The following is a 24,014-nucleotide window of genomic DNA, read 5'->3' as shown; positions in this document are numbered from 1 at the left end:
TAGATAAAATATATATAAATAGCTAAGTATAAAGCTTAAGTGTACAGGAGGAAAAACATTGATTAATAGAGAATTAATTTTAGTTGTTGACTTTGGTGGTCAATATAATCAACTTATTGCAAGAAGAGTTAGAGAGAATAATGTTTATTGCGAAATAATACCATATACATCTTCTGCCGAAAAAATAAAAAACATGAATCCAAAAGGAATAATATTCACCGGCGGACCCAATAGTGTATATGCAAAAGGTGCTCCAAAGGTTGAAAAAGAAATATTCGAACTAGGTATTCCTATTTTGGGAATATGTTATGGTGCTCAACTAATGGCTCGAGTATTTGGTGGAGAAGTTATAACACCTGATGTTCGAGAATACGGAAAAGTAGAAGTTGACCTATGCAAAGATGCTACTATTTTTGCAGGAATAGAAAAGAATCAATGCTGGATGAGTCATACAGACCATATTTCTAAAGTACCAGAAGGATTTGATATAATTGCAACTACTAAAGATTGTCCAGTAGCTGCTATGGCGAGTGTTTCTAAAAAACTCTATGGAGTTCAATTTCACCCAGAAGTAAAACATACTCTTTTTGGTGAAGAAATGATTAGAAAGTTCCTATATGATGTTTGCGAGGTTAAAGGCGATTGGTCAATGTCATCTTTTGCGCAGGAAAAAATCAAGGCTATAAAAGAACTAGTTGGAGATAAAAAAGTACTTTGTGCTCTTTCAGGAGGCGTAGATTCTTCAGTTGCAGCAGTGCTTGTACATAAAGCAATAGGAGATCAGTTAACTTGTGTATTTGTAGATCACGGCCTTTTAAGAAAAGATGAAGGCGATCAAGTTGAAACAATATTCAAAGGCGAATTTAAAATGAACATAATAAGGGTTAATGCTCAAGAGAGATTCTTAGGTAAGCTTAAAGGTGTAAGTGATCCAGAGAAAAAGAGAAAGATAATTGGAGAAGAATTTATAAGAGTTTTTGAAGAGGAGTCTAATAAACTCGGACAATTAGATTTCCTTGTTCAAGGAACAATATATCCAGATGTAGTTGAAAGTGGTACTGCTACTTCAGCTACTATAAAAAGTCATCATAATGTTGGCGGACTTCCAGAAGATATGCACTTTAAACTAATAGAGCCTTTAAGAGAATTATTTAAAGATGAAGTTAGAGCAGTGGGAGAAGAGATTGGAATTCCTCATTACTTAGTGTGGAGACAACCATTCCCAGGACCAGGTCTCGCTATAAGAGTACTTGGAGAAATAACACCTGAAAAATTATTTATAACTAGCGAAGCAGACGCAATATTCAGAGATGAAGTGGCTAAAGCTGGACTTGAAAGTGAAATATGGCAATACTTTGCATGTCTACCAAACATCCAATCTGTTGGAGTTATGGGAGACGAACGAACATACTGCCATACGGTTGCCCTAAGAGCTGTAACTAGTTCAGATGGAATGACTTCAGATTGGGCTAGAATACCATATGAAGTGTTAGATATAGTTTCTAGAAGAATTGTTAATGAAGTTAAAGGAGTAAACAGAATTGTTTATGATGTAACTTCTAAGCCACCTTCAACTATTGAGTGGGAATAGGTATGAACGTTGTTATACCTATATATATTAATGAAATAAGTTAACAAAAGGTGTTTATGAAACATACTATTAAATTAGTATTTCATAAACACCTTTTTTTATGTTTTTGAAGTATGGGATATAAGTTTAAAACAAGAAAAATATTGTAGCTCCGTAGGAAATGATTTAATTGATATATAGTAAGGTAATTATAAAACATAATATATATTAAATTGTGGCATAATAATTTTATAAATATTAGAGAGCAATAGCAAAATGTAATATATCACCAAAATGAGTTAATAAGAAATTATTCGAAAAGTAAATAGATAAGAAAAGGGTGTGAAAAAAACGAATAAATTAGAAACATTAATAGATGCAGGATATAAAATAGAAATTCAATCAAATGCTAAGTTTTGTTTGATTTTGCAGGATACAATCCCTTGTGTGAGTTTTAATGCGGATAATGTAGAGGAAGCTATTGATTCAGCTTATTACTTTGTAAAAGAGCTGAAAACAGGGGCAGATAAAACTGAAATCGAAACAGAAACACAAACACAAACATCAAAGCAAACAAAGGATCATAAAACTATAATTGATATACCGCAACCACAAGAATTAAAAATTGATGAAGATATACTTAATGGAGAATTTAAGATGACGACTACTATTAGATTATATTCAGAAGTTTGGGGGGAGTTTAAAGATTTTGCAGAGACATATAAAGAGTATAAAAGTATGGATTTAGTTAGCATGGCACTTCTAGAATATATTGAGAAATACAAAGAATAATTATCCTATAATTAGTAATTAGTAATTAGCATATAAAGTGGTTTGGCTTAGGCTGAACCTTTTTTTATTTTAAATTAGGGAATTAGAGAAAGGGAGAATTATTATGGTTAATAAGACAATTATTACTATATTTATTGGCATAACTGGTGTAACATAAGAGATAAAGATAAAGTGTTTTTACCATTTTATCAGTGTGATGACTCTAGAAGTAAAAAGGCAAGTACTGGTGTTGGCCTAGGGCTGAGCATTGTTAATTTGGTAATAGAGAAAAATGAGGGTGGTAGAATAAAATGAAATTAGTACTTAAAGATATAGAAAAGAGTTATGGAGAAAAACAGGTGTTAAAAAAAGCATCATTTACATTTGAAAAAGGAAGAATATATGGACTTTTAGGAAGAAATGGAGCAGGTAAAACAACCCTTTTTAATTGCATAAGTGGGGAAACTAAATATGAGGATGGTAGCGTGAGTATAGTAGAAGATGGACAAGCATCAGTGGAAATAGATTATAGTAAGGTAGGATATGTTTTTTCAGATCCAGTGATACCAGAGTTTTTAACTGGATATGAGTTCTTAAAATTTTATATTGATATTAATAAGGAGAAAATTGAAAATTTGCTTACAATAGATGAGTATTTTGATATTATAAAAATTAAGGATGAAGACAGATATAGGTTGATGAAGGGATATTCCCATGGAATGAAAAACAAAATGCAAATGGTTTGTCTTTTAATAACTAGACCTGCTGTAATTTTGCTAGATGAGCCCTTAACCTCTTTTGATGTAGTGGTGGCTCTAGAAATTAAAAATTTGTTAAAGAAAATGAAAAGTGAGCACATTATTATTTTTTCTACTCATATTCTTCAGCTGGCTACAGATTTATGTGATGAAATATTGGTTTTAAATAATTGTATTTTAGAAGAAGTGGATAGTGAGGTTCTAAAGAGTCCTGAATTTGAAGAGAAAATCATGGAGATTTTAAAGGAGGGAGGAAATGATTAGTACATATATAAATAGTTTTAAGGTATCTTTTGCAGAGCAGGCTAATACTTTTATATATTTTCTTAAAAGGATACCAATTTTGGGTAAAAAAATTCCTGAAAATTTGTATAAAAGAACCCATGCTAAACTGGTTATAGGGGTTATACGTGAAATTTTAGGAGTGCTAGGTGGATTTATAGGAAAAACTATATATTTAGGTGTAATGATTATTTTGCCATCCTATTTAATGACTAAGGATATAGCAAAGTTACAACCTTATTTTTTACATATTTTTTTCTTTTTAAGCTTTATTTTGGGACCAGTTATGAAAAATGTAATTTTTGATAAAACCAACAAAGCGGCCTTTAATATGATAACACTAATGAGAGCTGACGCAAGAGAATACTATCTTGGAGAAATAGTATATAAAAATATAACAGACTTTATATACTTTGTTCTTCCAGTAATAATTATAGGTTTAATAATAGGGTTTTCACCATTAAAAGCTATGGTGCTTGTAGCGGAAATAATAGCATTTAGATTGATAGAAGAAGGGCTACAGCTTTTTATATATGATAAGACAGAAATAATACAAAAACATAAAGATTTATTTATGTCACTAGTAATCATAGGAGGACTTGTCCTTGCCTATGCACTACCTTTATTAAGAGTTACTATTGATTTTAATTTAATATTATTCAATGCTTTAGTGGCGATTATTGTATTAATTCTAGGCGTGGCAGCTTTTATATACTTATGGAAATTTAAGAAATATACTTTAATAGCAAAAGATTTATTAAATAAGGATAGTTTATTTGATGTAGAGGCTATTAGAAATCAAGCGACTTTTTCAACTGTGAAATTGGATGAAAAGAGAATGAGTAAGGAAGAATTAAATACAAAAAAATATGACCAAAAGAAGGGCTATGAATATTTAAACTCATTATTTTTTCTTCGTTTTAGAAGAATAATGGTAAAACCTGTAAAGGGAAGAGTCGTCTTTATAGGTTTTATATTTTTAATTACCATGTACTTTGTGATTTTTATGCCGAGTAAAAGGGTGGATATAGTGAACATAATTAAAAAAAGCATTCCCCCATTGGTATTTATAATGTACAGCATGTCAACGGGAGAAAGAATTTGCAAGGCTATGTTTTTTAATTGTGATGCAAGCCTATTAAGACAAGGCTATTACCGAGAGGCAAGTGTGATTTTATCCAACTTCACTTCAAGACTTAAGAGGGTAGTTATTCTTAACCTGATACCGGCTTTAACTTTATGTTCTGCTATAATTTGTATTATATTAGCTAGTGGTTATAGCTCCCAGCTTATTGGAATGATACCACTATTTTTGTGTATTATTTGTTTAGCTTGTTTCTTCTCAATACATCATTTGTTCATGTACTATGTATTGCAGCCTTATACAGCAGGGTTAACAGTGAAAAGTCCCTTATTTAAATTCGTAAACATGGTTATGTATATCGGTAGCTATACGTGTCTTCAAATTAAGACGACTTCATATTATTTCACAGCAGGGATTATTATAACAACTATTGTATATATGGTAGTTGCGTTGATTTTAACATATAGAGTAGCGCCAAGAACTTTTAAGTTAAAATGGTGATAATATAAGCAAAATCGCTAGGCGAATAAATATATTACTGAATTCTTAAAAACATGCACACTTTATGGATAAATTGCATATAATACAATTAGTTTATTTAATAAAATAGGGATACCAGAGGACACAACAGATTAAGAATTAGTAGTAAAAAATAGATAGTACGCATAACTATCTATTTTGTTTTTTTATCATCCTTATGAACTTCGATACCAAATTCTGTTTCGGACTGATCAGGTAGTTTGGTACGCGCTTTTATATTAAAACTTATTCTATCTTTTGAAAAAAATACTACTGCGGAAGTTATACCAAGAACAGCTATTGAGGTAATACAAAACAGCTTGAACATTTGGGTAATCTCCGACATTTAATTCTCACCTCCCTTAATTTTTATTCCTTAGGTATCCCATAAAATAGGGAGGTGATAAATCTGTTGTGAAAATACCAATTACATAAAAATGATGTAAATATATGGTATAGTTATAATATATACCTTTAATAATTTTAATTCAATATTTACTATAATACAATAAAATACAAAAAATGCACTCTTAAGTAAACAAAAAGGATATGTTGCGCAGAAAGCATCTTAGCAACATATCCTTTTGGTTATAGCATAATCAAAGAAAAACTCTTAATTCTTATTTGAAATAACAATCGCTTAACTAAATTACCTTTTTTACATCGAATAATGAATTTTGAACTAGAAAGGCTTGAGGGAAGTATTTCCCAATAGTCCAATAACTAACCCCGCCTAAATTATATGCATTAGCAGTCCTAAGTTTGACGTTCATACTCCTAGCATCTTCAAACCAAACTACATGTCTTTTGCCATTAGAATCGTAATAGTTAAAAAACGGTGCTTGAGCGGTATAGTCATATTGAATAGATGCAAATACTTTTCTCGCAAGATCAACTGCTTCTACATTACCGAGTACAGTTGCTTTAGTTCCTTTTACATAAGGTAAAGTCCAAACGTACCCATAATTAGGTATGCCCATAAAGATGTTTTTACTTGGAATTACGGTTACAGCATAATCAAGAATTTTTTTTACTTCATTAATTGGAGCCACCGCCATTGGTGGACCTGCAGTATAACCCCACTCATAAGTCATCAGTATAACATGGGAAGCTATGGCACCGTGAAATGGGTAATCATGCGCTTCATAAAGTAATCCTTTTATATCACCATTTGGCTTAGGGGCTAAAGCTGTAGTAACAATATAGCCTAAAGCCTTTAGTTTGATTACTGTTTTGCGTAAAAAATCATTATAGCTTTGTTTATCTTTTGGGAAAATATATTCTAGATCTATAGCTAAACCGTAATAATTTTTATTTTCCAAGATGCTGACTATGTTATCTAATAAAGTGTTTTGTATATTTTCATCTGTAAGTATAATATGGGCTAGGTCACTATCAAAACCACCACCCTCTTCTAAATTCGTAATTACCATCATAGGAGCTACTTTAGCTTTTCTAGCAGCAACTATTAAGGGGACATCATTTATTCCTTTTAGAGTTCCATTAGGTAGCACCTGATAACTGAATATACTAAGGTATGTGAGACTTGGAAGAGTCTTTGCGAGAACATCCATATCCGTAGTAGGAAGTGCATAGCCATTAACTTCAAGTGAGCCTAATTTTTGCGTTGATGGTGGTATAATAATAATTTCACTAGGATAAATTAGTATAGAATTTTTAAGGTTAGGATTTGCAGCATATAAATCTGAAATAGTTACACCATACATTCTAGCTATCATGTAAAGTGATTGACCAGGAAGAATTTTGTGTTTTCTTGTGACTTGAAGTATTACAAGCGTTTGGCCTACCACAAGTTCATCTGGGTTTGCAAGTTCATTATCAGAAGCAATTTTATTAGATGGAACTCCATATAATTTAGAAATTATATATAAGGTTTCACCACTTTTTACAACATGAATAATCAAAAAAAATCACACCTCTTATAGTAATATAATTTAATATATGCTATACAATACAAGGGAGTACATACTATATTTTTATGGTGAATAAAGTCACGGTCAATTATTTGGAAAAGTCACTAGAATAAATGAAGCATTCACAGATAATACTATAGCTATCATGTATAGGCGACTCCAATTTTAGGGACTTTTATATTTAAGTTTAATTTTTAAAGTTTTAATAAATAAAAATAACAAAATTTGTTATAAATACAAAATTTTATTAAAAAACTTGATTTATTTAAATGAATAAACTAAAATTATAGTATATTGTTTTAGCGAGGCAATGCAATGCGATGAGCAAAATAATCAATGATTGTTTTGCTTCAAGATATAAGCAAGGAGGAATATTAATGGCAAAAATTTTATCATTAGATTTAAGCAAAACAATTCCATATTTAGGTGAACATGAAGTTTCTTATTTACAGCCAATGGTATCTGCTGCACACAAAATGCTTGCAGATAAAACAGGTGCGGGGAATGAATTTTTAGGATGGATGGACCTTCCTTTAAATTATGATAAATCAGAATTTAAAAGAATTAAACAGGCAGCAGAAAAGATAAAAAATAATTCTGAAGTCTTAATAGTAATTGGAATAGGTGGTTCTTACCTAGGAGCTAGAGCGGCTATAGAAACGTTGAGTCATAGTTTTTATAACAGTCTTTCAAGCGATAAGAGAAAGGCGCCAGCAATATTCTTTGCAGGTAATAATATAAGTTCTACATATATGGCAGATTTAATTGATGCTGTAGAAGGAAAAGATATTTCTATAAATGTAATATCAAAATCAGGAACTACTACAGAACCAGCTATTGCTTTTAGAATATTAAAAGGATTATTAGAAAAGAAGTACGGAAAAGAAGGAGCTAAAGAAAGAATTTTTGCTACTACAGATATTTCTAAAGGAGCTCTAAAAAAATCAGCAGATGCAGAAGGCTATGAAACTTTTGTGATTCCGGATGATATAGGAGGAAGATTCTCAGTGTTAACAGCTGTAGGTTTACTTCCAATAGCAGTAGCGGGCATTGACATTGATGAAATGATGAAGGGTGCAGCGGATGCAAGAGAAGCATACAGTGTAGAGGATTTAAACAATAACGATTGTTATAAATATGCAGCAGCTAGAAATGCACTATATAGAAAAGGCAAGGTTACAGAAATTTTAGTTAACTATGAGCCATCACTTCAATATTTTGGTGAGTGGTGGAAACAACTTTGTGGGGAAAGTGAAGGAAAAGACCAAAAGGGAATATTCCCAGCATCAGTTAATTTCTCTACAGATTTGCATTCTATGGGACAGTATATTCAAGAGGGTGTAAGAAATATATTTGAAACAGTTATTAATGTAGAAAAGCCAAGGAAAGAAGTTGTAGTAGAAAAGGAAAGTGAAGATCTAGATGGATTGAACTTTTTAGCAGGTAAAACTATGGATTTTGTTAATAGAAAAGCTTTCCAAGGAACAGTACTTGCTCATAATGATGGGGGTGTACCTAACATTATTTTAAATGTGCCAGCATTAACAGCGTATAATTTTGGACATATGGTTTATTTCTTTGAAAAGGCTTTAGCAATAAGCGGATATTTATTAGGTGTGAATCCTTTTGATCAACCAGGAGTTGAAGCATATAAGAAAAATATGTTTGCTCTTCTTGGAAAATCAGGATATGAAGAAACCAAAGCAGCACTCGAAAAAAGGCTTTAAAAAATGAGAAAAATCATATGAGAATTATTGTAGATGCAGATGGTTGCCCTGGTAAACAGCTAATAGAAAAGGCAGCTAAGGAAAACTCTATAGAGCTTATTATGTATTGTGATATTAATCATATTTTGAGTAGCGATTATGCCTCGATAAGGTATGTTGATAGTGGATTTCAAAGTGTTGATATGAAAGTAGCTAATGAGGCGAAATCTAATGACATAGTAATCACTCAAGATTTTGGGGTTGCTGCTATGGTTTTAGCTAAAGGTGCATATGCAATAGGCCCTAAAGGACATATATATGATGATGATAATATTGATAAATTATTATTTGAGAGGCATTTATCCGGCAAACTAAGACGGAGCGGAGGTAAAACCTTTGGTCCTAAAAAACGAACAAATGAAGATGATGAAAAGCTTTATAACAATTTAATTAAATTGATTCTAAAAACGCAATAATGCACTTAGAATATACGAAATAGTTAGTAATAAAAATTACTAGCTATTTTTATATTTTTGAAAAGAATAATCGCGAATTCAGTCATGAGATGAATTTTTGGGTGTAACGTTCAAATTATAATGACGAATTTAATACATAAATAGCTATGAAATTTTAAATTTTATTATTTTATAATAAAACATTGAAAGTTTATGTCTATATATAAAAGAAAAAATATGGAATATACACTGTTACAAATAATGGAATTATAGTATAATATATTCAGTATAGAGATTGGTTTTTTAATAATATTTTTGTATTGTATAGCTTATTTATAAAGGTAGGTGAATTTAAATGAATGAAATGAATATATCGTTTAGCTTAGAAAACCCTGAAGAAAAATATAAAGAAATCGGAATAAGTGTTGAAAATATATTAGAGGATAATTTGAACTATAAATTTCTTGTAGGGATTGATGGAACATGGACTACTTTGAAGAAATTAAGTGGAGCCAGGGATGCTATATGGAAGCCACAGGCAGATGGTAAGTACTCCATAATGGTACAAGCTAAAAGAAAAGAAAGTAAGAAGCCCTTTGATTATATGTCAAAAACAGATTACCTGGTAGGCGAGGCTTACGAAAAGTTAATAAATGATATATACATAGATAAAATAGAAATAATGGCAGGTGAAAAAGTCACCTTAACAGTAGATGCCACAAAGATTCCTATTATGTATAGATATTGGGTACATGAAAGGGGGAATTGGCTACTTATAAAAGACTATTCATCAGAAAATATACTGACTTGGACTTCAAAATATTGTGGAGAGCAAGAGTTTTTGGTAGAATGCAGGAATTTAGATTCAAAAAATACATTTGATGACTCTATGAAAATACGATTTAATGTACAAGCCATACAATCAGTAGAAATTGTAAGTTTTAAATGTTTGACGGATGGTATGGTAGAAGGTGCGGAACTAGTTTTTGAGGTGGAGGCAAACTATGGGGATAACAGAATGGTTTTGTACAAATTTGTAAAAATTAATCCTAAGGGGAATACCAAATGCATACAAGATTATTCAACTAAGAAATTAGTTAGTTATGTTGAAGAAAACAAGGGTGATTATAAGCTACTATGTATGGCAAAGGATATGTATTCAATTCATGAATTTGATGATAGAGCATTGATTCATTATAGCGTTAAACCTTATGAAGAAATAAACATACATAGTTTCACTAGTGATTTAAGCTCACCGCAAGTATGTGGCACTCCTATAATTTTTAAGTGTATTGCTAGAGGTGGGAAAGAGTTATTATATAAATTCAAAATTGATGGAAAATGCATAGAGGATTCTGGTTACATTAGAGAAAATAATTTTTTTTGGATACCAAAAGAAGCGGGAGAATATAAAGCTTACTTATGGGTGAAGGATGCATCTTTTAAAGGAGAATATGAGAAGAAAGGTTCTTTAGATTTTCTAATTGACGATATAGGTAATGAAAATGTGGTTATTGATGATATAATTTTGGATAATAAAGAGACAGTACTAATAGGCCAAATAGTTCATGTAAAAGTCAAAGCAACAGGAGGAAATTCTTTAAGATATAGTTTTATAATTTCTAAAGATGATAAAGAGATAGAAAAAATACAATTTGGAACACGTGATTTTCTAGAGTTTACGCCAGAGGAGAGTGGAAAGTTCAAACTGGAGGTAAGAGTTAAAGATAAATATTCCAAAAGGAAATTTGATTGTCACGAAGTTCTATGTATTCAAGCTTTAGAATGCATTCCAGCTAAAATAGACTATGTATTAATGCCAACAAGAGAATACTTTATGGTTGGAGATACTATTTCTCTCCAAGTTATATCTGAAAATACAAAAAATACTCTTGTGAATTACGTTTTGAAAATAGATGGTCATTTAGTAGAACAAACAAATTTTGTGGAACATAAAAATTATGAGATTAAACCTAAATGTAGTGGAAACTATTTAATAGAACTTCTAGCAAAGAATAAATTGAGCACAAATGCATATGATAGTAAGAAGGAAATAAGAATAGAAATACATGAGACGCTACCTGTAAGAGATACAAAGATTCTATGTGATAAGGCAAATTTTATGGCTAATGAAACAATAACATTTGTAGCACAAAGTAAGGGTGGCAAGAATGTTGAATATGAGGTCTATCTCATGGAAAAAGGAGACTGGAGTTTGGTACAAAAATTTAGCAGGAAAAATGATTACATCTTTATGCCTTTTACTAAAGGGATTTACAGAATACTAGTATTATCAAAAAGTTCTTATAAGAGTATTTCATATGAAGATTATGATATAATGGAGATTGAAGTAAAAGAATAACTTTAAAACAGCTTTTAAAGGCTGTTTTTTTTATGAGTAAAAGATTTAATGTTAAGCTTCGAAGAAGATGAATAGTACCGTAGGTGATAATTTACCTGAAGTTTTAGAAATAGTTAAGGAGATGAATAGATATGGAAAGAATAGACAAAATATTATCAAATTTAGGCCATGGAACAAGAAAAGAAGTGAAGGCGTTGTTAAAAAAAGGGAAAATAGAGGTCGATGGAGTAATAGTTTCTGATAATACAATGAAAATTGATCCGGATAAGGCTGTAATAAAGGTAGCTGGTGAAGAAATAACATATAGAAAATACATATATATAGTCATGAATAAGCCAGCTGGGGTAGTTTCTGCTACAGTAGATAAGTATGATGAAACTGTTATTGATTTAATAGATCAAGAATACCATGCTTTTAATCCATTTCCTATAGGAAGATTGGATAAAGACACAGTAGGGTTATTGCTAATCACTAATGATGGTGAATTAAATCATAAATTGATAGCACCTAAGAATCATGTAGATAAGGCGTATTATGCCGAGATTAATAAATTTGTAGATCAAAAGGATATAGACACCTTTAAGAAAGGTGTTGTATTAGATGATGGTTATAAATGCATGCCGGCCATATTAAAAGTATTAAATGCAGATGAAAATGGATCTGAGGTAATGATTACTATTCAAGAAGGCAAATTTCATCAGGTAAAAAGAATGTTCGAAAGTGTTGATAAAAATGTTGCATTTTTAAGAAGAATTAGTTTTGGACCATTAAAATTAGATGAAAATTTATCTGAAGGACAATATCGAGAATTGTCGGAAGAAGAGTTGGATTTATTAAAACAGATTTAATTTAGTTAATAATATTATTTTTTATGAAAAAAATAAGTGAAATGTCTTTATTTTAAAATATTATTAGAATTAAATTTGTAAAAAACGCTTGCAAACATTAGTTAAATTTAATATAATTAAGTAGTAAAGTTAAATAGAGAAATAAATAGCCCCCTTTTTATTTGTTTAAAGCAGCCCAACCCCAAGGGCTGTTTTATTTTGTATAAAAAAGTCGATTTTTGTGAAGAATTCTTGATATAACATATTTCGATAAAATGCTCACATTAAATAGCATTATTTAATGTGAGCATTTTTTATTTGATAATAGGGAAGTATATAAGCACATAGTATATACTAGATGTATTTTTTGGATTATAATAAAAGCGAGTAAATATAGAAACACATGAATAATTTAACACAACATTTAGTGAGAAACTAAAGCAATACTAAATATTTTTTAAAATTTGAAAAATATATCAATATGAAAATTAGATAGGAGGAAATCTTATGGAGATAAAAGAAAATTTAATAAATTTTATGACAGAGCAGGCATATAAGCCTATGAATATAGCAGAACTTTCTAGAGTATTCGATATTAAAAAAAAGGATATGAAAGGGTTTTCTAATTTATTAGCTGAAATGGAAACAAATGGGGATGTGGTTAGAACACATGCCGAATATTATGGTATTCCAGAGAAGATGGGTCTTGTAATTGGTAAATTCCAAGGTCATCAAAGAGGCTTTGGATTCGTAATAGCAGAAGTAGAAAGACCAGATGTATTTATTCCTGCGGATAATTTAAATGGAGCAATGAATGGTGATAAAGTTCTTGCAAAAGTTTTAAAGGAAGAAAATAGCGGGAAAAAATGTGAAGGTGAAATTGTAAGAGTAATAGAAAGGTCTAATAAAACAATAATAGGAACTTATGAGGACAGTAGTAATTTTGGGTTTGTAGTAGCTGATGACAAGAGGATTGCTCAGGATATATTTGTTCCTAAATCAGAAAGAAATGGTGCAAAAACAGGGCAAATAGTAATAGCTGAAATAACTCAGTGGCCAGGACAAAAAAGAAATCCCGAGGGGAGAATTATAGAAATTCTCGGAAGCAAAGGTGACGCGGGCATCGATATATTAACTATAATTAAAAAACATAAGCTACCAGAGGAGTTCCCACAAAATGTTGAAGCATATGCCGATAATATAGCCGAAGTGATTCCACAAGAAGAATATACGCGCAGAACAGATTTAAGGGATTTACGTATGGTAACCATAGATGGCGAGGATGCTAAAGATTTAGATGATGCTGTGTCTATTGAAATTTTAGATAATGGAAACTATCGTTTAGGAGTTCATATAGCAGATGTTTCTCACTATGTAAAAGATAAAAATCCTTTGGACAAAGAGGCTTTTAAAAGAGCAACTTCAGTATACTTAATTGATAGGGTTATACCAATGCTTCCTAAAAAATTATCTAATGGGGTTTGCAGTTTAAATCCTAAAGTAGATAGACTAGCTCTTAGTTGTATTATGGAAATGGATAAAGAGGGTAAATGTGTAGATCATGAAATAATGGAAAGTGTTATAAAAACTAATGAGAGAATGACTTATACAGATGTTACTAAAATACTAAGGGATAAAGACGCCGAAACTATTAAAAAATATGATTATTTATATGAAGATTTTAAACATATGGAAGAGTTATGTGGAATTCTTAATAAGAAGAGAATGAATAGGGGCGCTATAGATTTTGATTTCGCTGAGTGTAAAATAATATTAAATGAATTAGGAAAACCTGTAGACATTGTACCTTATGAGAGAGCTATTGCAAATAGATTAGTTGAGGAATTTATGTTAACGGCTAATGAAACTGTAGCTGAGCATATGTTCTGGCTAAATGTTCCATTTGTATATAGAATTCATGAGGATCCAGATGAGGAAAAATTAATGCGATTTAGTGAATTTGCTCATAATTTAGGATATTCTATGAAGTGGGGAAAGGATATACATCCTAGAATGCTTCAGGAAGTAATAGGAAAAGTAAAAGGCCAAAAAGAAGAGATGGTACTAAGCACTTTATTATTACGTTCTATGATGAAAGCAAAATATTCTCCAGAATGTGTTGGGCATTTTGGGTTAGCAGCCAAGTATTATTGTCATTTTACATCACCAATTAGAAGATATCCTGACTTAATGATCCATAGGATAATTAAAGAAGTTATAAATGGAGGATTAAGTCAAGCGAGAACAGATAGATTAGGTAGAGAAGTAGAGATAGCGTCAAAACAATCATCAGATATGGAAAGAGTAGCTATGGAAGCTGAGAGAGAAGTAGATGACTTAAAGAAAGCTGAGTATATGAGTGAGCGAATTGGTCAAGAATATGATGGTATTATATCCTCAGTAACTAATTTCGGATTGTTTGTTGAACTTCCTAATACTGTAGAAGGGTTAGTTCATATGACTAGCTTGGATGATGATTATTATGTCTTCGATGAAAGACATTTAACCCTTATTGGTGAGCGAACTAATAAAATGTATAAACTAGGAGAAGAAGTAAGAATTGTAGTTAGTAAAGTTGATTTAACTTCACATGAAGTTTATTTTGATATAATTGAAGCTGATGAAGAGAAAGAAGAAGACCAAGAAGTTGAATACTCTGTTAGTGATTTAAATGAGCTTATAAAGGAAGAGTAGTCAAAAAAAGAAGACTATAATATAGAATAATTTTAAAATACACAGAAGAGGTTAATAGCTTCTTCTGTGTATTATATTTAAAAGATATATTGTAAAAATAATCCATGCATTTCTTGAAAAAGAATACATAGTATAGTATAATAATATGTATTATACATAATATATATAATGTGTTCTTATGTATATTAATAAGAATAAAGCAGGTGAAATTGTGGCAAAGAAATCGGAAAACAAAACACTAGCAGAAAACAGGAAAGCAAGACATGATTATTTTATAGAAGAAGCAATGGAAGCTGGTATAGCGCTTGTTGGTACAGAAGTAAAGTCTATTAGATCTGGAAAAGCGAACTTAAAAGATGCTTATGCAGATGTTATAAATGGTGAAGTATTTATAAAAAATATGCATGTTAGTCATTACGAAAATGGGAATCAATTTAACACTGATCCTTTAAGAGTAAGAAAATTATTGCTTCATAAAGAGCAAATAAATAAACTAGCATCATTTACGGCTCAAAAGGGTTTTACACTAGTTCCATTATCCCTATATCTTAAGGATACTAAGGTAAAAGTTAATCTTGGTATTGTTCGCGGTAAGAAAGACTATGATAAGAGAGATGCGATGCTAGAAAAAGATGCTAAGAGAGACATGGATAGGCAGATAAAAGAGAGAATGAGATAACTAGCAATAATGCACATACATTCCATGATATTAGCACTTGATAAAGGATATAATATAGTGTATCATTAGGTTTATAGTAAGTAACAAGAAATTAGATTAGCAGTTGATATCTAATTAATTTATGGGTCATAAAAATTTAATAATTTAAATTTGCGTAATTACATGCAATAATAGTTATATATTATTGTAGTACAAAAGATTTTAGTTTAATCTTTTGACATATTAGGGGGCGTACTTGGTTTCGACGGGGGTACGTTGCATCGAGGAAGCGAGCCGAGGGAACCTATGGACCCGCGTTAAAAAACTATTGGAACAATTTAAACGCAAACGATAATTTAGCACTAGCAGCTTAGTTCTGCTACGTCTTACCTTTGAATACCGCGACTTAGGATAGGGCGCCGACAGCGGTGAACCGAGCTTGGGAAAGCTTTGACCCAGGAACGGAAAATATGAAGCTACCGGAACCTAAACCCCGTCAGTAGGGGTTAGGAAACGGGAATTTTAAAGTACTGACTACGCTCGTAGATGCCTAGGTGTTATGGCTTTCGGACAGGGGTTCGACACCCCTCGCCTCCACCAGTGAAACCCTCGACTAATTAATTTTAGTTGAGGGTTTTCTTATGTTTAAATTTGATTATATAAAAAAATTAATGTAGTGAAATATTGATAAAATGGTGCTATATTAAATAATAAAATATGCTACTTATAAAGAATGGTATATTTTTTTATACAAAGGAGAATTTCTATGGGAGTTTTATTAAATCGTTTACTGACAATGTTAAATGATAGTCCTCCAAAGTCAACAGATTATCATATTGTATTGACCTTACTTATGAATTTTCATTCCTTATACGATATGACTATTAGCGAAGTAGCCAAGTTGTGTATTGTTTCAAAATCTACTATTTCAAAATTTATTCGTAGTATAGATTTTGAAGATTATGCTAGTTTTAGGACAGCGGCAGCCTTTAAACAAAATAAATATGGATTCAAGCTAAACTATAATCAGAATATTGCAGAGTATATTGAAGAAAAGGGAATGGATTCTTATTTAGAAATTATACATAAAGATATTGAAGAATGTAAAAAATTCATTGATATGAATAAAATTGATGAATTGGCAAAATATTTAATTAAGTATAAAAAAGTTGCAAGTTTTGGATTGTTATTTTCTGAAATTGCTACATTAGATTTACAGACTAAATTAGCTTATAATGGTAAGTTTATAATTACTAATTTGAACGATGTAAAACAAGATCAGTTTATAAATAATGCTAAAGAAGATACTCTAATTATAATTTTTTCAAATTCAGGAAGCTATATGCAAAGATATCAGCTATCGGAGTTTCAAATTACAAAGAGTTTTTTGAATACAAAAGCTAAAATTGTTTTAATTACATCAAACAAGGAAATGGAAAAATTAGGAAAAGTAGATTTATGTATTAATTTTAAGCATACAACTAATGTTCAGACCCATTCAATTATTTTTCAATTAATTAATGATTATATTACTCTTAGATATCGCCAATTGACACGTAAAAAGGAATAATAAATGAATTGTGAGATCTATATATTATAGCTCATAATTCATTTTTTTTATTAAAGTTTCCAAATTGAGAACTTTCATTGATTCATAAAAACTTATGTTACAATCAAAATACATTAGAGAACTAAACTTAAATTGATTACTTTATCATAAGTGAACAACAAGAGTTATAAAAAAATTAATAATATTGGGGGAAAAAATCGTGGCAAAAAAGAACTATGAAAATCTAGCAAAGCAAATTGTTAAAAATATAGGTGGAGTTGATAATGTTTCAGATCTAACTCATTGTGTAACACGTTTAAGATTCAAATTAAAAGATAATTCAAAGGCAGATAAAGATATAATTAAAAAATTAAGTGGAGTTTTATCAGTTGTAGAAGGAAATGGGCAATTCCAAGTTGTTATTGGAAATGCAGTTACGGATGTATACGATACAGTGGTAAGTTTATATCCAATTAAACATGATGGTGGAAATCCAATAACGGAAGAAAAGCCTACTGGAAGTGCATTAACACGTGCGTTTAATATAATGTCAGCTATTGTAAATCCAATAGTAATAGCTCTTGCAGGTGCAGGTATGATAAAGGCACTTCTTGTAATTTTAACTACTACATTAGGAATAATCGATACTTCAGGAAGTACCTATAAAATATTATCAGCAGCTGGAAACAGTGTATTTTATTTCTTACCTTTGTTTTTAGCATATTCATCAGCAAAAGTTTTCAAATGTAATCCTTTTATTTCATTAGCAATTGTATCAGCTCTAATGGAGCCTAAGTTCACAGGACTTATGCAAGCGCCTGGAGATGTAACAACCTTTTTGGGAATACCGGTTGTACTAATGAGTTATTCAGGTACTTTAGTTCCTGCCATATTATCGATTTTAGTTTATTCTAAGTTGGAAAAACTATTAAAGAAATTTATTCCTAAGAGCATAGAGCTTTTTGCACTTTCCTTCGCGGCATTACTTATTATGGTTCCGCTGACTATTATTGTAATTGGGCCTGTGGGTGTTTACTTAGCAAATGGTGTTGGAAATGCAGTTAATTTCTTTAGTGTGAAGAGTGGAGTTCTCACAGGTGTGGTCGTTGGTGGAGGTTGGACATTCTTAGTACTGTTAGGAATTCACTGGGGTGTTGTTCCAATTATGATTAATAATATTGCTACTTATGGATTTGATTACATTCGTCCAATGGTTGCCGCTGCTACATTTGCAAGCGCCGGAGCAGCATTTGGAGTGTTTTTAAAAAGTAAAAACAAAGAAAATAAAACATTTGCATTATCTGCAACAGTTCCGGCATTGCTTGGTGGTGTTACAGAGCCAATTATATATGGACTATCAGTAAAGTTTAAGAAACCATTTATTGCACAAATTATTGGGGGTGCTATTGCAGGAGGATTTATCGGCGGTATGCATACTAAAGCTATTGTTTATGTATTCCCCGCATTAACAACTTTACCAGCCTTCATTGGAGAAACATTTGTTTACTATATAATTGGAATTTGTTTAGCATTCTTTGGCACAGCAGCCCTTACGTATTTCTTAGGCTTTGAAGAAGAGGCGGGGGAAGATAAAGTAGGAACAAGTGATGTAGATGAAAAGATAAAGGAAAGAGAGTGAAAAAAGGTCAGCCATTAGTAAAGTTTAATATCAACAAAATTAAAGCGGCTGGATATGATTTTACTACAATGCTGATACTTACTAATATGGATGAGATTGAAGAGGTATCGAACTATCTATATTAGTAAAAGAATCGGTTACTAAGGACACAAAGGTGTTATCTATGAGGAGGAAATAATATGAAAAAAAACAAGTTTTCGAAAGGATTTTTATGGGGAGGAGCCACTGCGGCAAATCAATGCGAAGGTGCTTGGGATGTAGATGGTAAAGGATTATCTGTAGCTGATTGCAGTACCTATAAGGCAAATGTTGATCCCAAGGATTACAAGGCACAACATGGGATTACTAGTGATGACATAGCAGAAGCTATGAAAAGTACAGATGTTTCGAAATATGGGAAACGTCATGGAATAGATTTTTATCATAGGTACAAAGAAGATCTAGATTTATTTCAGGAAATGGGATTTAAAGTTCTTCGTGTATCAATTCAATGGGCTAGAATTTATCCAAATGGTATTGAAGAAGAACCAAATGAAAAGGGACTTAAACATTATGAGGAAATGTTTATTGAAATGAAGAAAAGAGGCATTGAACCTTTAGTAACACTTCATCACTATGAAATGCCACTATATTTATGTAACCACTATGATGGCTGGTATCAAAGACCTGTGATTGACTTCTTTATTCATTTTTGTAAAACAGTATTTAATCGCTATAAAGGTTTAATAAAATATTGGTTAACTTTTAATGAAATAGATAGTGTGTTTCGTCATCCATTTACTACAGTTGGGATTGTAGCTGACAGATATCCTGAAGATAAACTAGAAGAAGTTATTTATCAGTCAGTTCATAATCAATTTGTAGCTAGTGCATTGGCAACTAAATATTTACATGAAATAATGCCAGAGGCACAGATGGGATGTATGTTAACAAGAACATTAACTTACCCAGAAAATTGTCATCCCAAAAATATGTTACTAGCCTTAGAGGAGAATAGAAAGAATTATTTCTACTCAGATGTACAAGTATTAGGAGAGTATCCAAAACATGTGAAAAATTACTGGGAACAAAATAATATTAATGTAGAATTTGCCCCAGGGGATGAAGAAATAATTAAATGCTATCCATCAGATTTTGTATCATTTAGCTATTATATGAGCAAGGTTGTAAGTAAAGATGAAGATCAAAGAGAAAAGGTAAGTGGGAATCTAACTAGCGGTGTTAAAAATCCATATCTTGAAACAACACAATGGGACTGGCAAGTTGATCCTACTGGACTTCATATTTCTTTAGTAGAGCTATATGACAGATATCGTAAACCATTATTCATCGTAGAAAATGGTATTGGATGTATAGATAAGATTGAGGAAGATGGAACAATTATTGATGACTATAGAATCAAATATTTTAGAGAGCATATTCAAGCCATTGCAGATGCCATTGAAGTTGGAGTTGAGGTTATGGGATATACGCCATGGGGATGTATTGATATGGTAAGTATGTCAACATGTCAAATGACTAAGAGATACGGATTTATATATGTCGATGCTGATGACCTTGGTAATGGAAGTTATGAAAGAAGGAAAAAGAAATCTTTTGAATGGTATAAAAAAGTGATTGCAACTAATGGAAAAGATTTAGATTAATATTAAGTTATGGTGGGGGAATTCTTATGATTAATAAGGATTGCTCTGCTTTTTTATAAGTTATAAATATGCAAAGCAATTTTAGTAACGGATGAGGTGAAAGCATTATGAGATATGTTAATCAGTTTATGATTAATAAATGCAATTACCCGAGGTTTTGCCGATGATGAATTTAAAGAAAAGATGAGTGACTTAAAGGAGGGGAAAACTAAACTGGAAGTAACTCTAATAGGCTCAATTAAAACAATTTACACCCTCTTTATTAGTCATTTATTATACGGATGTTTACATTTCTTCGGCCCCAATTAAGTGCTTCAGCTTCTGTATTAAAAAATACATCGATGATATTACCTTTAATAGCGGAACCAGTATCTGATGCAATAGCATATCCGTAGCCTTCTATATAAACCTTAGAGCCCGTTGGTATAACTGTAGGGTCCACAGCTATAGTGCTGTATCCATTTGGATTTCTGCTTGTCCTAGAACCTGATGCTGTAAAACCATCCGTTGAATATGCGGTCGATTCTATAATGAAGTAGTTATTTGATTTTGATGCATCACTAGGGATAGCATCAGATTTAGAGGGTGCACTTTTAGCAGAATCTAAGTGTCTAGATATAGTAATGGAATTTGTTGCTGCTTGCTTTTTTATTATTTTTGCAGCGGCTAATTCTTTTATTCTCGCATCAGCTAATTCTTTTGCATTTTTGTCAGCGATTAATTTAGTTTCTTTTTTAGTTACGTTGCTAATAAGCACCTTGTGTTCTTTTATGTCTTTACTTAATTTTGTTAGAATAATTTCATTATTTGTTTTTAGCACTGATAATTTATCATTTTCATTATTTAAAGTGGCTTTATGTTTTATTATAGAATTTCTTTGTTTTTTTATTTCATCAATGAGTTTTCTATCATGCTTTATTATCCTTTCAAGTGTATCTATCCTTGATATAACATCACTAAAACTAGTTGAATCTAAAATTACTTTAAGGTAACCATCTGAACCATTTATATACATAGCTCTTGCTCTTTTTTCAAACAAGGCTTCTTGATCGATAGCGTTTTTTTCTACAATTTCTAATTTAGTTTGTGTTTTTCTTATATCTTGAGCGATGTCATTCATTTTAGCTTTGTTAATGTCGATTTTATTTAATACTTTATCAATTTCAATGTCAAAATTATTTGCTTTTATCTGTAAAGCTTTTTTGCTGCTTTGAACTTGTTCTAATTCAGATGTTTCATTAGTACTTGGCGCAGCAAAAGTATTGACATTGATAGTTATTGTTAGCATCATAACAACAGATATTATTTTTTTTATCATTCATGAACCTCCTTAAAATAGCTATAAATATTAATAATATTTTTTATTATATTATAATGTTGTAAAGAATTATGTTGCAAAGTGAATATGGTTTAAAAAAAGGCTAATTAATCCCTCTTTTAAATTTTAGGCTATGTTAGACAATAATATATATAAAATTGACACCATTCTATATGGTTATCAATATAGAAAATTACACAAACACAATTAGCACAAACTATTCCTACAATTTATTATACAATTATTTCTAATCTTTATGCAAACTTTTTACTTATATGATTTATTTATTCCAATAATATAGTTGTCGTGGCTTCTATATTTCAAGAAGATAACTATCTTTTGTTTTTGAGAGAAAAGATGGTATAATAACAATAGCTCAAGAACAAAATTGTATAATAGACAAAGGAATAAATTAGGATGGGTTAGGGCGTTGAAATGAATAATACATATAAATTATTGATAATTGAAGATGATAAAAACATGTGTGAAGTGTTAAGTAATATTCTAAGTAAATGGGGATTTGAAGTAACCGTATGTGAAGATTTTGAAAAAATAATAGAGTGCTTTAAAGAATGTGAACCTAAGGTGGTTCTTATGGATATTAACCTTCCAATTTGTGATGGCTTTTATTGGTGTAAAAATATAAGAGAAATATCTAAAACACCAATCATATTTGTATCTTCAAGGGATAGTAATATGGATATAGTAATGGCAATTAATAGTGGTGGAGATGATTATATTCAAAAACCTTTTGATTCAAATGTGTTAATTGCAAAACTACAAGCTATTATAAGAAGGACATATGAGTATAAAAATGAAGAAACAAGAGTATTAAAATGTGATGATTTATTATTAAATTTAGACAACACAACTCTTTTATATAATGGAAATTCCTTAGAACTTACAAAAAATGAAATAATCATTTTGCATTCTCTCATAGAGAATAAGGGAAAAGGAGTTTCTAGAAGTAAACTAATGAAAAAGCTTTGGGATGATGATATATATGTTAATGAGAATACTTTAACTGTTAATATTAATAGATTAAGAAACCGCATAGAGCAAATTGGAATAAAAGATTTAATAATAACACAAAAAGGCATTGGATATATAATATTATGATATTAAGTCAACTGTTTGGATGAAAATTCTAGATGGTTGGCTTTTTCTTAAGATACAAGAAAGATATAGTTATTTATATGAAGGATAAAAAGGGGGAAATGATAGATGAAGATAATTGATTATATGAAGATTAATAAAATATGGTTAATAAGCAATACAATAATTTTTATAATAATTAATTGTATATTATATAGCAGTAGTACTATAAATAAGAGTTTTCAAGATATTATGTACATGGACATACTTATTTTATTAACAGTATTTATAGCTTTTACTTGTGGATTTATAAAAGAAAAAAATAAGTACAGTAATATTTTAAAGTGTAATAATGAATTAGATAATAAAACAACTGATTTTCATTTAAATGTATTTTCAAATATTTTAAAAAAACAAAGTCTAGAACATCTAAAAAAGGAAGAAAGTTTAAAAAACAATATAAATGATTTTGAGGATTATATTACAAAATGGGTTCATGATATTAAAATTAATATTGCTGTTACTTACCTATTATTAGAAGACTTGGAAGAGGATGAGTCGCAAAAGGTAATATTTGAAATGAAACAAATGGAGTTTAGTGTAAATCAAGTGCTATATGTTACAAGGGCAAATAATTATAATTTAGATGTAAAAAGTGAGCAAGTAGCAGTAGGAGATGAAATTAGAAGGGCAATAAAAGAGAATGCAGGATTTTTCATAAACAAAAATATTGAAATAATATTAGAGGTTGAAGGGTTTAACATAATAAGTGATAGAAAATGGATTCACTATATCCTTTCTCAAATTATTAATAATAGTAGTAAGTATACTAATGAAAATGGACAACTACATATTTTCAATAAAGAGGATAGCGAGGCTTATTATTTACATATTAAAGATAAGGGAATTGGTATTCCTAGAGAAGATATAAAAAGAATATTTAATAAAGGATTCACTGGGAAAAATGGAAGGACAAGAACTAAATCAACTGGTATTGGTTTATATTATGCAAAAAAAATGTGTAATAATTTAAATATAGATTTGAAGGTAGAAAGTGAAGAGGCAGAGTACACTGAATTTATTCTAAGTTTTTACAAGTTAGCAGATTACTACAATGTTACACCAATGTCACATTAGAACCTGATTT

At 30.5% G+C, this 24,014-nt stretch carries 19 protein-coding genes and 1 other RNA gene; 17 read left to right on the top strand and 3 right to left on the bottom strand.

From position 1 onward, the window contains the following. Positions 1-61: 61 nt before the first annotated feature. From guaA to KTC94_RS09205, 4 genes are all read left to right on the top strand, one after another. The gene (gene guaA, locus KTC94_RS09220; RefSeq protein WP_216302343.1) at positions 62-1,591 is read left to right on the top strand and encodes a glutamine-hydrolyzing GMP synthase; all 1,530 of its coding nucleotides are present in this window, start codon (positions 62-64) and stop codon (positions 1,589-1,591) included. Between the two features lie 321 nt (positions 1,592-1,912). Then, positions 1,913-2,362, top strand: coding sequence for a hypothetical protein (locus KTC94_RS09215; protein ID WP_216302291.1), 450 nt, complete (start codon positions 1,913-1,915; stop codon positions 2,360-2,362). A gap of 290 nt (positions 2,363-2,652) precedes the next feature. After that, entirely contained in the window at positions 2,653-3,363 is a 711-nt protein-coding gene (locus KTC94_RS09210) for an ATP-binding cassette domain-containing protein (RefSeq protein ID WP_165412561.1), read from the top strand. Continuing rightward, complete coding sequence (locus tag KTC94_RS09205) at positions 3,356-4,966, top strand: hypothetical protein (protein ID WP_220320386.1); 1,611 nt, start codon at positions 3,356-3,358, stop codon at positions 4,964-4,966. The genes KTC94_RS09210 and KTC94_RS09205 overlap by 8 nt, the downstream gene beginning before the upstream one ends. Before the next feature lie 172 nt (positions 4,967-5,138). Here the strand turns inward: KTC94_RS09205 and KTC94_RS09200 are convergent, their stop codons facing one another. Continuing rightward, a complete protein-coding gene (locus KTC94_RS09200; RefSeq protein WP_165412559.1) occupies positions 5,139-5,330 on the bottom strand; it encodes a hypothetical protein in 192 nt (63 codons plus the stop codon). A 298-nt stretch (positions 5,331-5,628) separates the two neighbouring features. Then, entirely contained in the window at positions 5,629-6,909 is a 1,281-nt protein-coding gene (locus KTC94_RS09195) for a glycoside hydrolase family 18 protein (RefSeq protein ID WP_216302289.1), read from the bottom strand. A gap of 386 nt (positions 6,910-7,295) precedes the next feature. Here KTC94_RS09195 and KTC94_RS09190 point away from each other — a divergent pair, with 386 nt between their 5' ends. The 11 genes from KTC94_RS09190 to KTC94_RS09140 all read left to right on the top strand — a co-directional run bounded on the left by KTC94_RS09190 (position 7,296) and on the right by KTC94_RS09140 (position 20,454). Beyond that, positions 7,296-8,645: a glucose-6-phosphate isomerase gene (locus KTC94_RS09190; RefSeq protein ID WP_216302288.1), complete on the top strand. Its 1,350-nt coding sequence runs from the start codon at positions 7,296-7,298 to the stop codon at positions 8,643-8,645. A 17-nt stretch (positions 8,646-8,662) separates the two neighbouring features. Beyond that, on the top strand, positions 8,663-9,100 hold the full coding sequence (locus KTC94_RS09185) for a YaiI/YqxD family protein (protein ID WP_216302287.1): 438 nt from the start codon (positions 8,663-8,665) through the stop codon (positions 9,098-9,100). A 334-nt stretch (positions 9,101-9,434) separates the two neighbouring features. After that, positions 9,435-11,441: a triple tyrosine motif-containing protein gene (locus KTC94_RS09180; RefSeq protein ID WP_220287495.1), complete on the top strand. Its 2,007-nt coding sequence runs from the start codon at positions 9,435-9,437 to the stop codon at positions 11,439-11,441. A gap of 131 nt (positions 11,442-11,572) precedes the next feature. After that, positions 11,573-12,289, top strand: coding sequence for a pseudouridine synthase (locus KTC94_RS09175; protein WP_220320387.1), 717 nt, complete (start codon positions 11,573-11,575; stop codon positions 12,287-12,289). A gap of 486 nt (positions 12,290-12,775) precedes the next feature. Then, on the top strand, positions 12,776-14,962 hold the full coding sequence (gene rnr / locus KTC94_RS09170; protein WP_220320388.1) for a ribonuclease R: 2,187 nt from the start codon (positions 12,776-12,778) through the stop codon (positions 14,960-14,962). 178 nt (positions 14,963-15,140) lie between these two features. Beyond that, positions 15,141-15,641, top strand: coding sequence for an SsrA-binding protein SmpB (smpB, locus tag KTC94_RS09165; protein WP_216302283.1), 501 nt, complete (start codon positions 15,141-15,143; stop codon positions 15,639-15,641). Between the two features lie 225 nt (positions 15,642-15,866). Next, positions 15,867-16,220, top strand: a transfer-messenger RNA (tmRNA) gene (ssrA, locus tag KTC94_RS09160). Positions 16,221-16,386: 166 nt separating this feature from the next. Further along, complete coding sequence (locus tag KTC94_RS09155; RefSeq protein ID WP_220320389.1) at positions 16,387-17,190, top strand: MurR/RpiR family transcriptional regulator; 804 nt, start codon at positions 16,387-16,389, stop codon at positions 17,188-17,190. 199 nt (positions 17,191-17,389) lie between these two features. After that, on the top strand, positions 17,390-18,808 hold the full coding sequence (locus tag KTC94_RS09150) for a PTS transporter subunit EIIC (RefSeq protein ID WP_304518633.1): 1,419 nt from the start codon (positions 17,390-17,392) through the stop codon (positions 18,806-18,808). Continuing rightward, positions 18,805-18,933 (top strand): PTS glucose transporter subunit IIA, encoded by a 129-nt coding sequence (locus KTC94_RS09145; RefSeq protein WP_304518632.1) that lies wholly within the window; start codon positions 18,805-18,807, stop codon positions 18,931-18,933. The genes KTC94_RS09150 and KTC94_RS09145 overlap by 4 nt, the downstream gene beginning before the upstream one ends. Before the next feature lie 54 nt (positions 18,934-18,987). After that, the gene (locus KTC94_RS09140) at positions 18,988-20,454 is read left to right on the top strand and encodes a glycoside hydrolase family 1 protein (RefSeq protein ID WP_220320390.1); all 1,467 of its coding nucleotides are present in this window, start codon (positions 18,988-18,990) and stop codon (positions 20,452-20,454) included. 262 nt (positions 20,455-20,716) lie between these two features. Here KTC94_RS09140 and KTC94_RS09135 read toward each other — a convergent pair whose 3' ends face one another. Continuing rightward, a complete protein-coding gene (locus KTC94_RS09135; protein WP_216302277.1) occupies positions 20,717-21,772 on the bottom strand; it encodes a 3D domain-containing protein in 1,056 nt (351 codons plus the stop codon). A gap of 435 nt (positions 21,773-22,207) precedes the next feature. Here KTC94_RS09135 and KTC94_RS09130 point away from each other — a divergent pair, with 435 nt between their 5' ends. Then, positions 22,208-22,891 (top strand): response regulator transcription factor, encoded by a 684-nt coding sequence (locus tag KTC94_RS09130; protein WP_220320391.1) that lies wholly within the window; start codon positions 22,208-22,210, stop codon positions 22,889-22,891. 105 nt (positions 22,892-22,996) lie between these two features. Continuing rightward, entirely contained in the window at positions 22,997-24,004 is a 1,008-nt protein-coding gene (locus KTC94_RS09125; protein WP_220320392.1) for an ATP-binding protein, read from the top strand. The last annotated feature ends 10 nt before the right edge of the window (positions 24,005-24,014 follow it).

This window comes from Clostridium sp. CM028 (genome assembly GCF_030585565.1).
Classification (GTDB): domain Bacteria; phylum Bacillota; class Clostridia; order Clostridiales; family Clostridiaceae; genus Clostridium_AD; species Clostridium_AD estertheticum_B.
Note: the sequence above shows the minus strand (reverse complement) of the source record. Positions and strands in the feature narration are given on the sequence as shown.

Bases quoted from the DNA above. Each gene is read 5' to 3' on its own strand.
- KTC94_RS09155 (WP_220320389.1), top strand. From the start codon at position 16,387: ATGGGAGTTTTATTAAATCGTTTACTGACAATGTTAAATGATAGTCCT.
- KTC94_RS09190 (WP_216302288.1), top strand. From the start codon at position 7,296: ATGGCAAAAATTTTATCATTAGATTTAAGCAAAACAATTCCATATTTA.
- rnr (WP_220320388.1), top strand. From the start codon at position 12,776: ATGGAGATAAAAGAAAATTTAATAAATTTTATGACAGAGCAGGCATAT.
- KTC94_RS09130 (WP_220320391.1), top strand. From the start codon at position 22,208: ATGAATAATACATATAAATTATTGATAATTGAAGATGATAAAAACATG.
- KTC94_RS09135 (WP_216302277.1), bottom strand. From the start codon at position 21,772: ATGATAAAAAAAATAATATCTGTTGTTATGATGCTAACAATAACTATC.
- smpB (WP_216302283.1), top strand. From the start codon at position 15,141: ATGTATATTAATAAGAATAAAGCAGGTGAAATTGTGGCAAAGAAATCG.
- KTC94_RS09140 (WP_220320390.1), top strand. From the start codon at position 18,988: ATGAAAAAAAACAAGTTTTCGAAAGGATTTTTATGGGGAGGAGCCACT.
- KTC94_RS09200 (WP_165412559.1), bottom strand. From the start codon at position 5,330: ATGTCGGAGATTACCCAAATGTTCAAGCTGTTTTGTATTACCTCAATA.
- KTC94_RS09185 (WP_216302287.1), top strand. From the start codon at position 8,663: ATGAGAATTATTGTAGATGCAGATGGTTGCCCTGGTAAACAGCTAATA.
- KTC94_RS09210 (WP_165412561.1), top strand. From the start codon at position 2,653: ATGAAATTAGTACTTAAAGATATAGAAAAGAGTTATGGAGAAAAACAG.
- KTC94_RS09175 (WP_220320387.1), top strand. From the start codon at position 11,573: ATGGAAAGAATAGACAAAATATTATCAAATTTAGGCCATGGAACAAGA.
- KTC94_RS09205 (WP_220320386.1), top strand. From the start codon at position 3,356: ATGATTAGTACATATATAAATAGTTTTAAGGTATCTTTTGCAGAGCAG.
- KTC94_RS09125 (WP_220320392.1), top strand. From the start codon at position 22,997: ATGAAGATAATTGATTATATGAAGATTAATAAAATATGGTTAATAAGC.
- KTC94_RS09180 (WP_220287495.1), top strand. From the start codon at position 9,435: ATGAATGAAATGAATATATCGTTTAGCTTAGAAAACCCTGAAGAAAAA.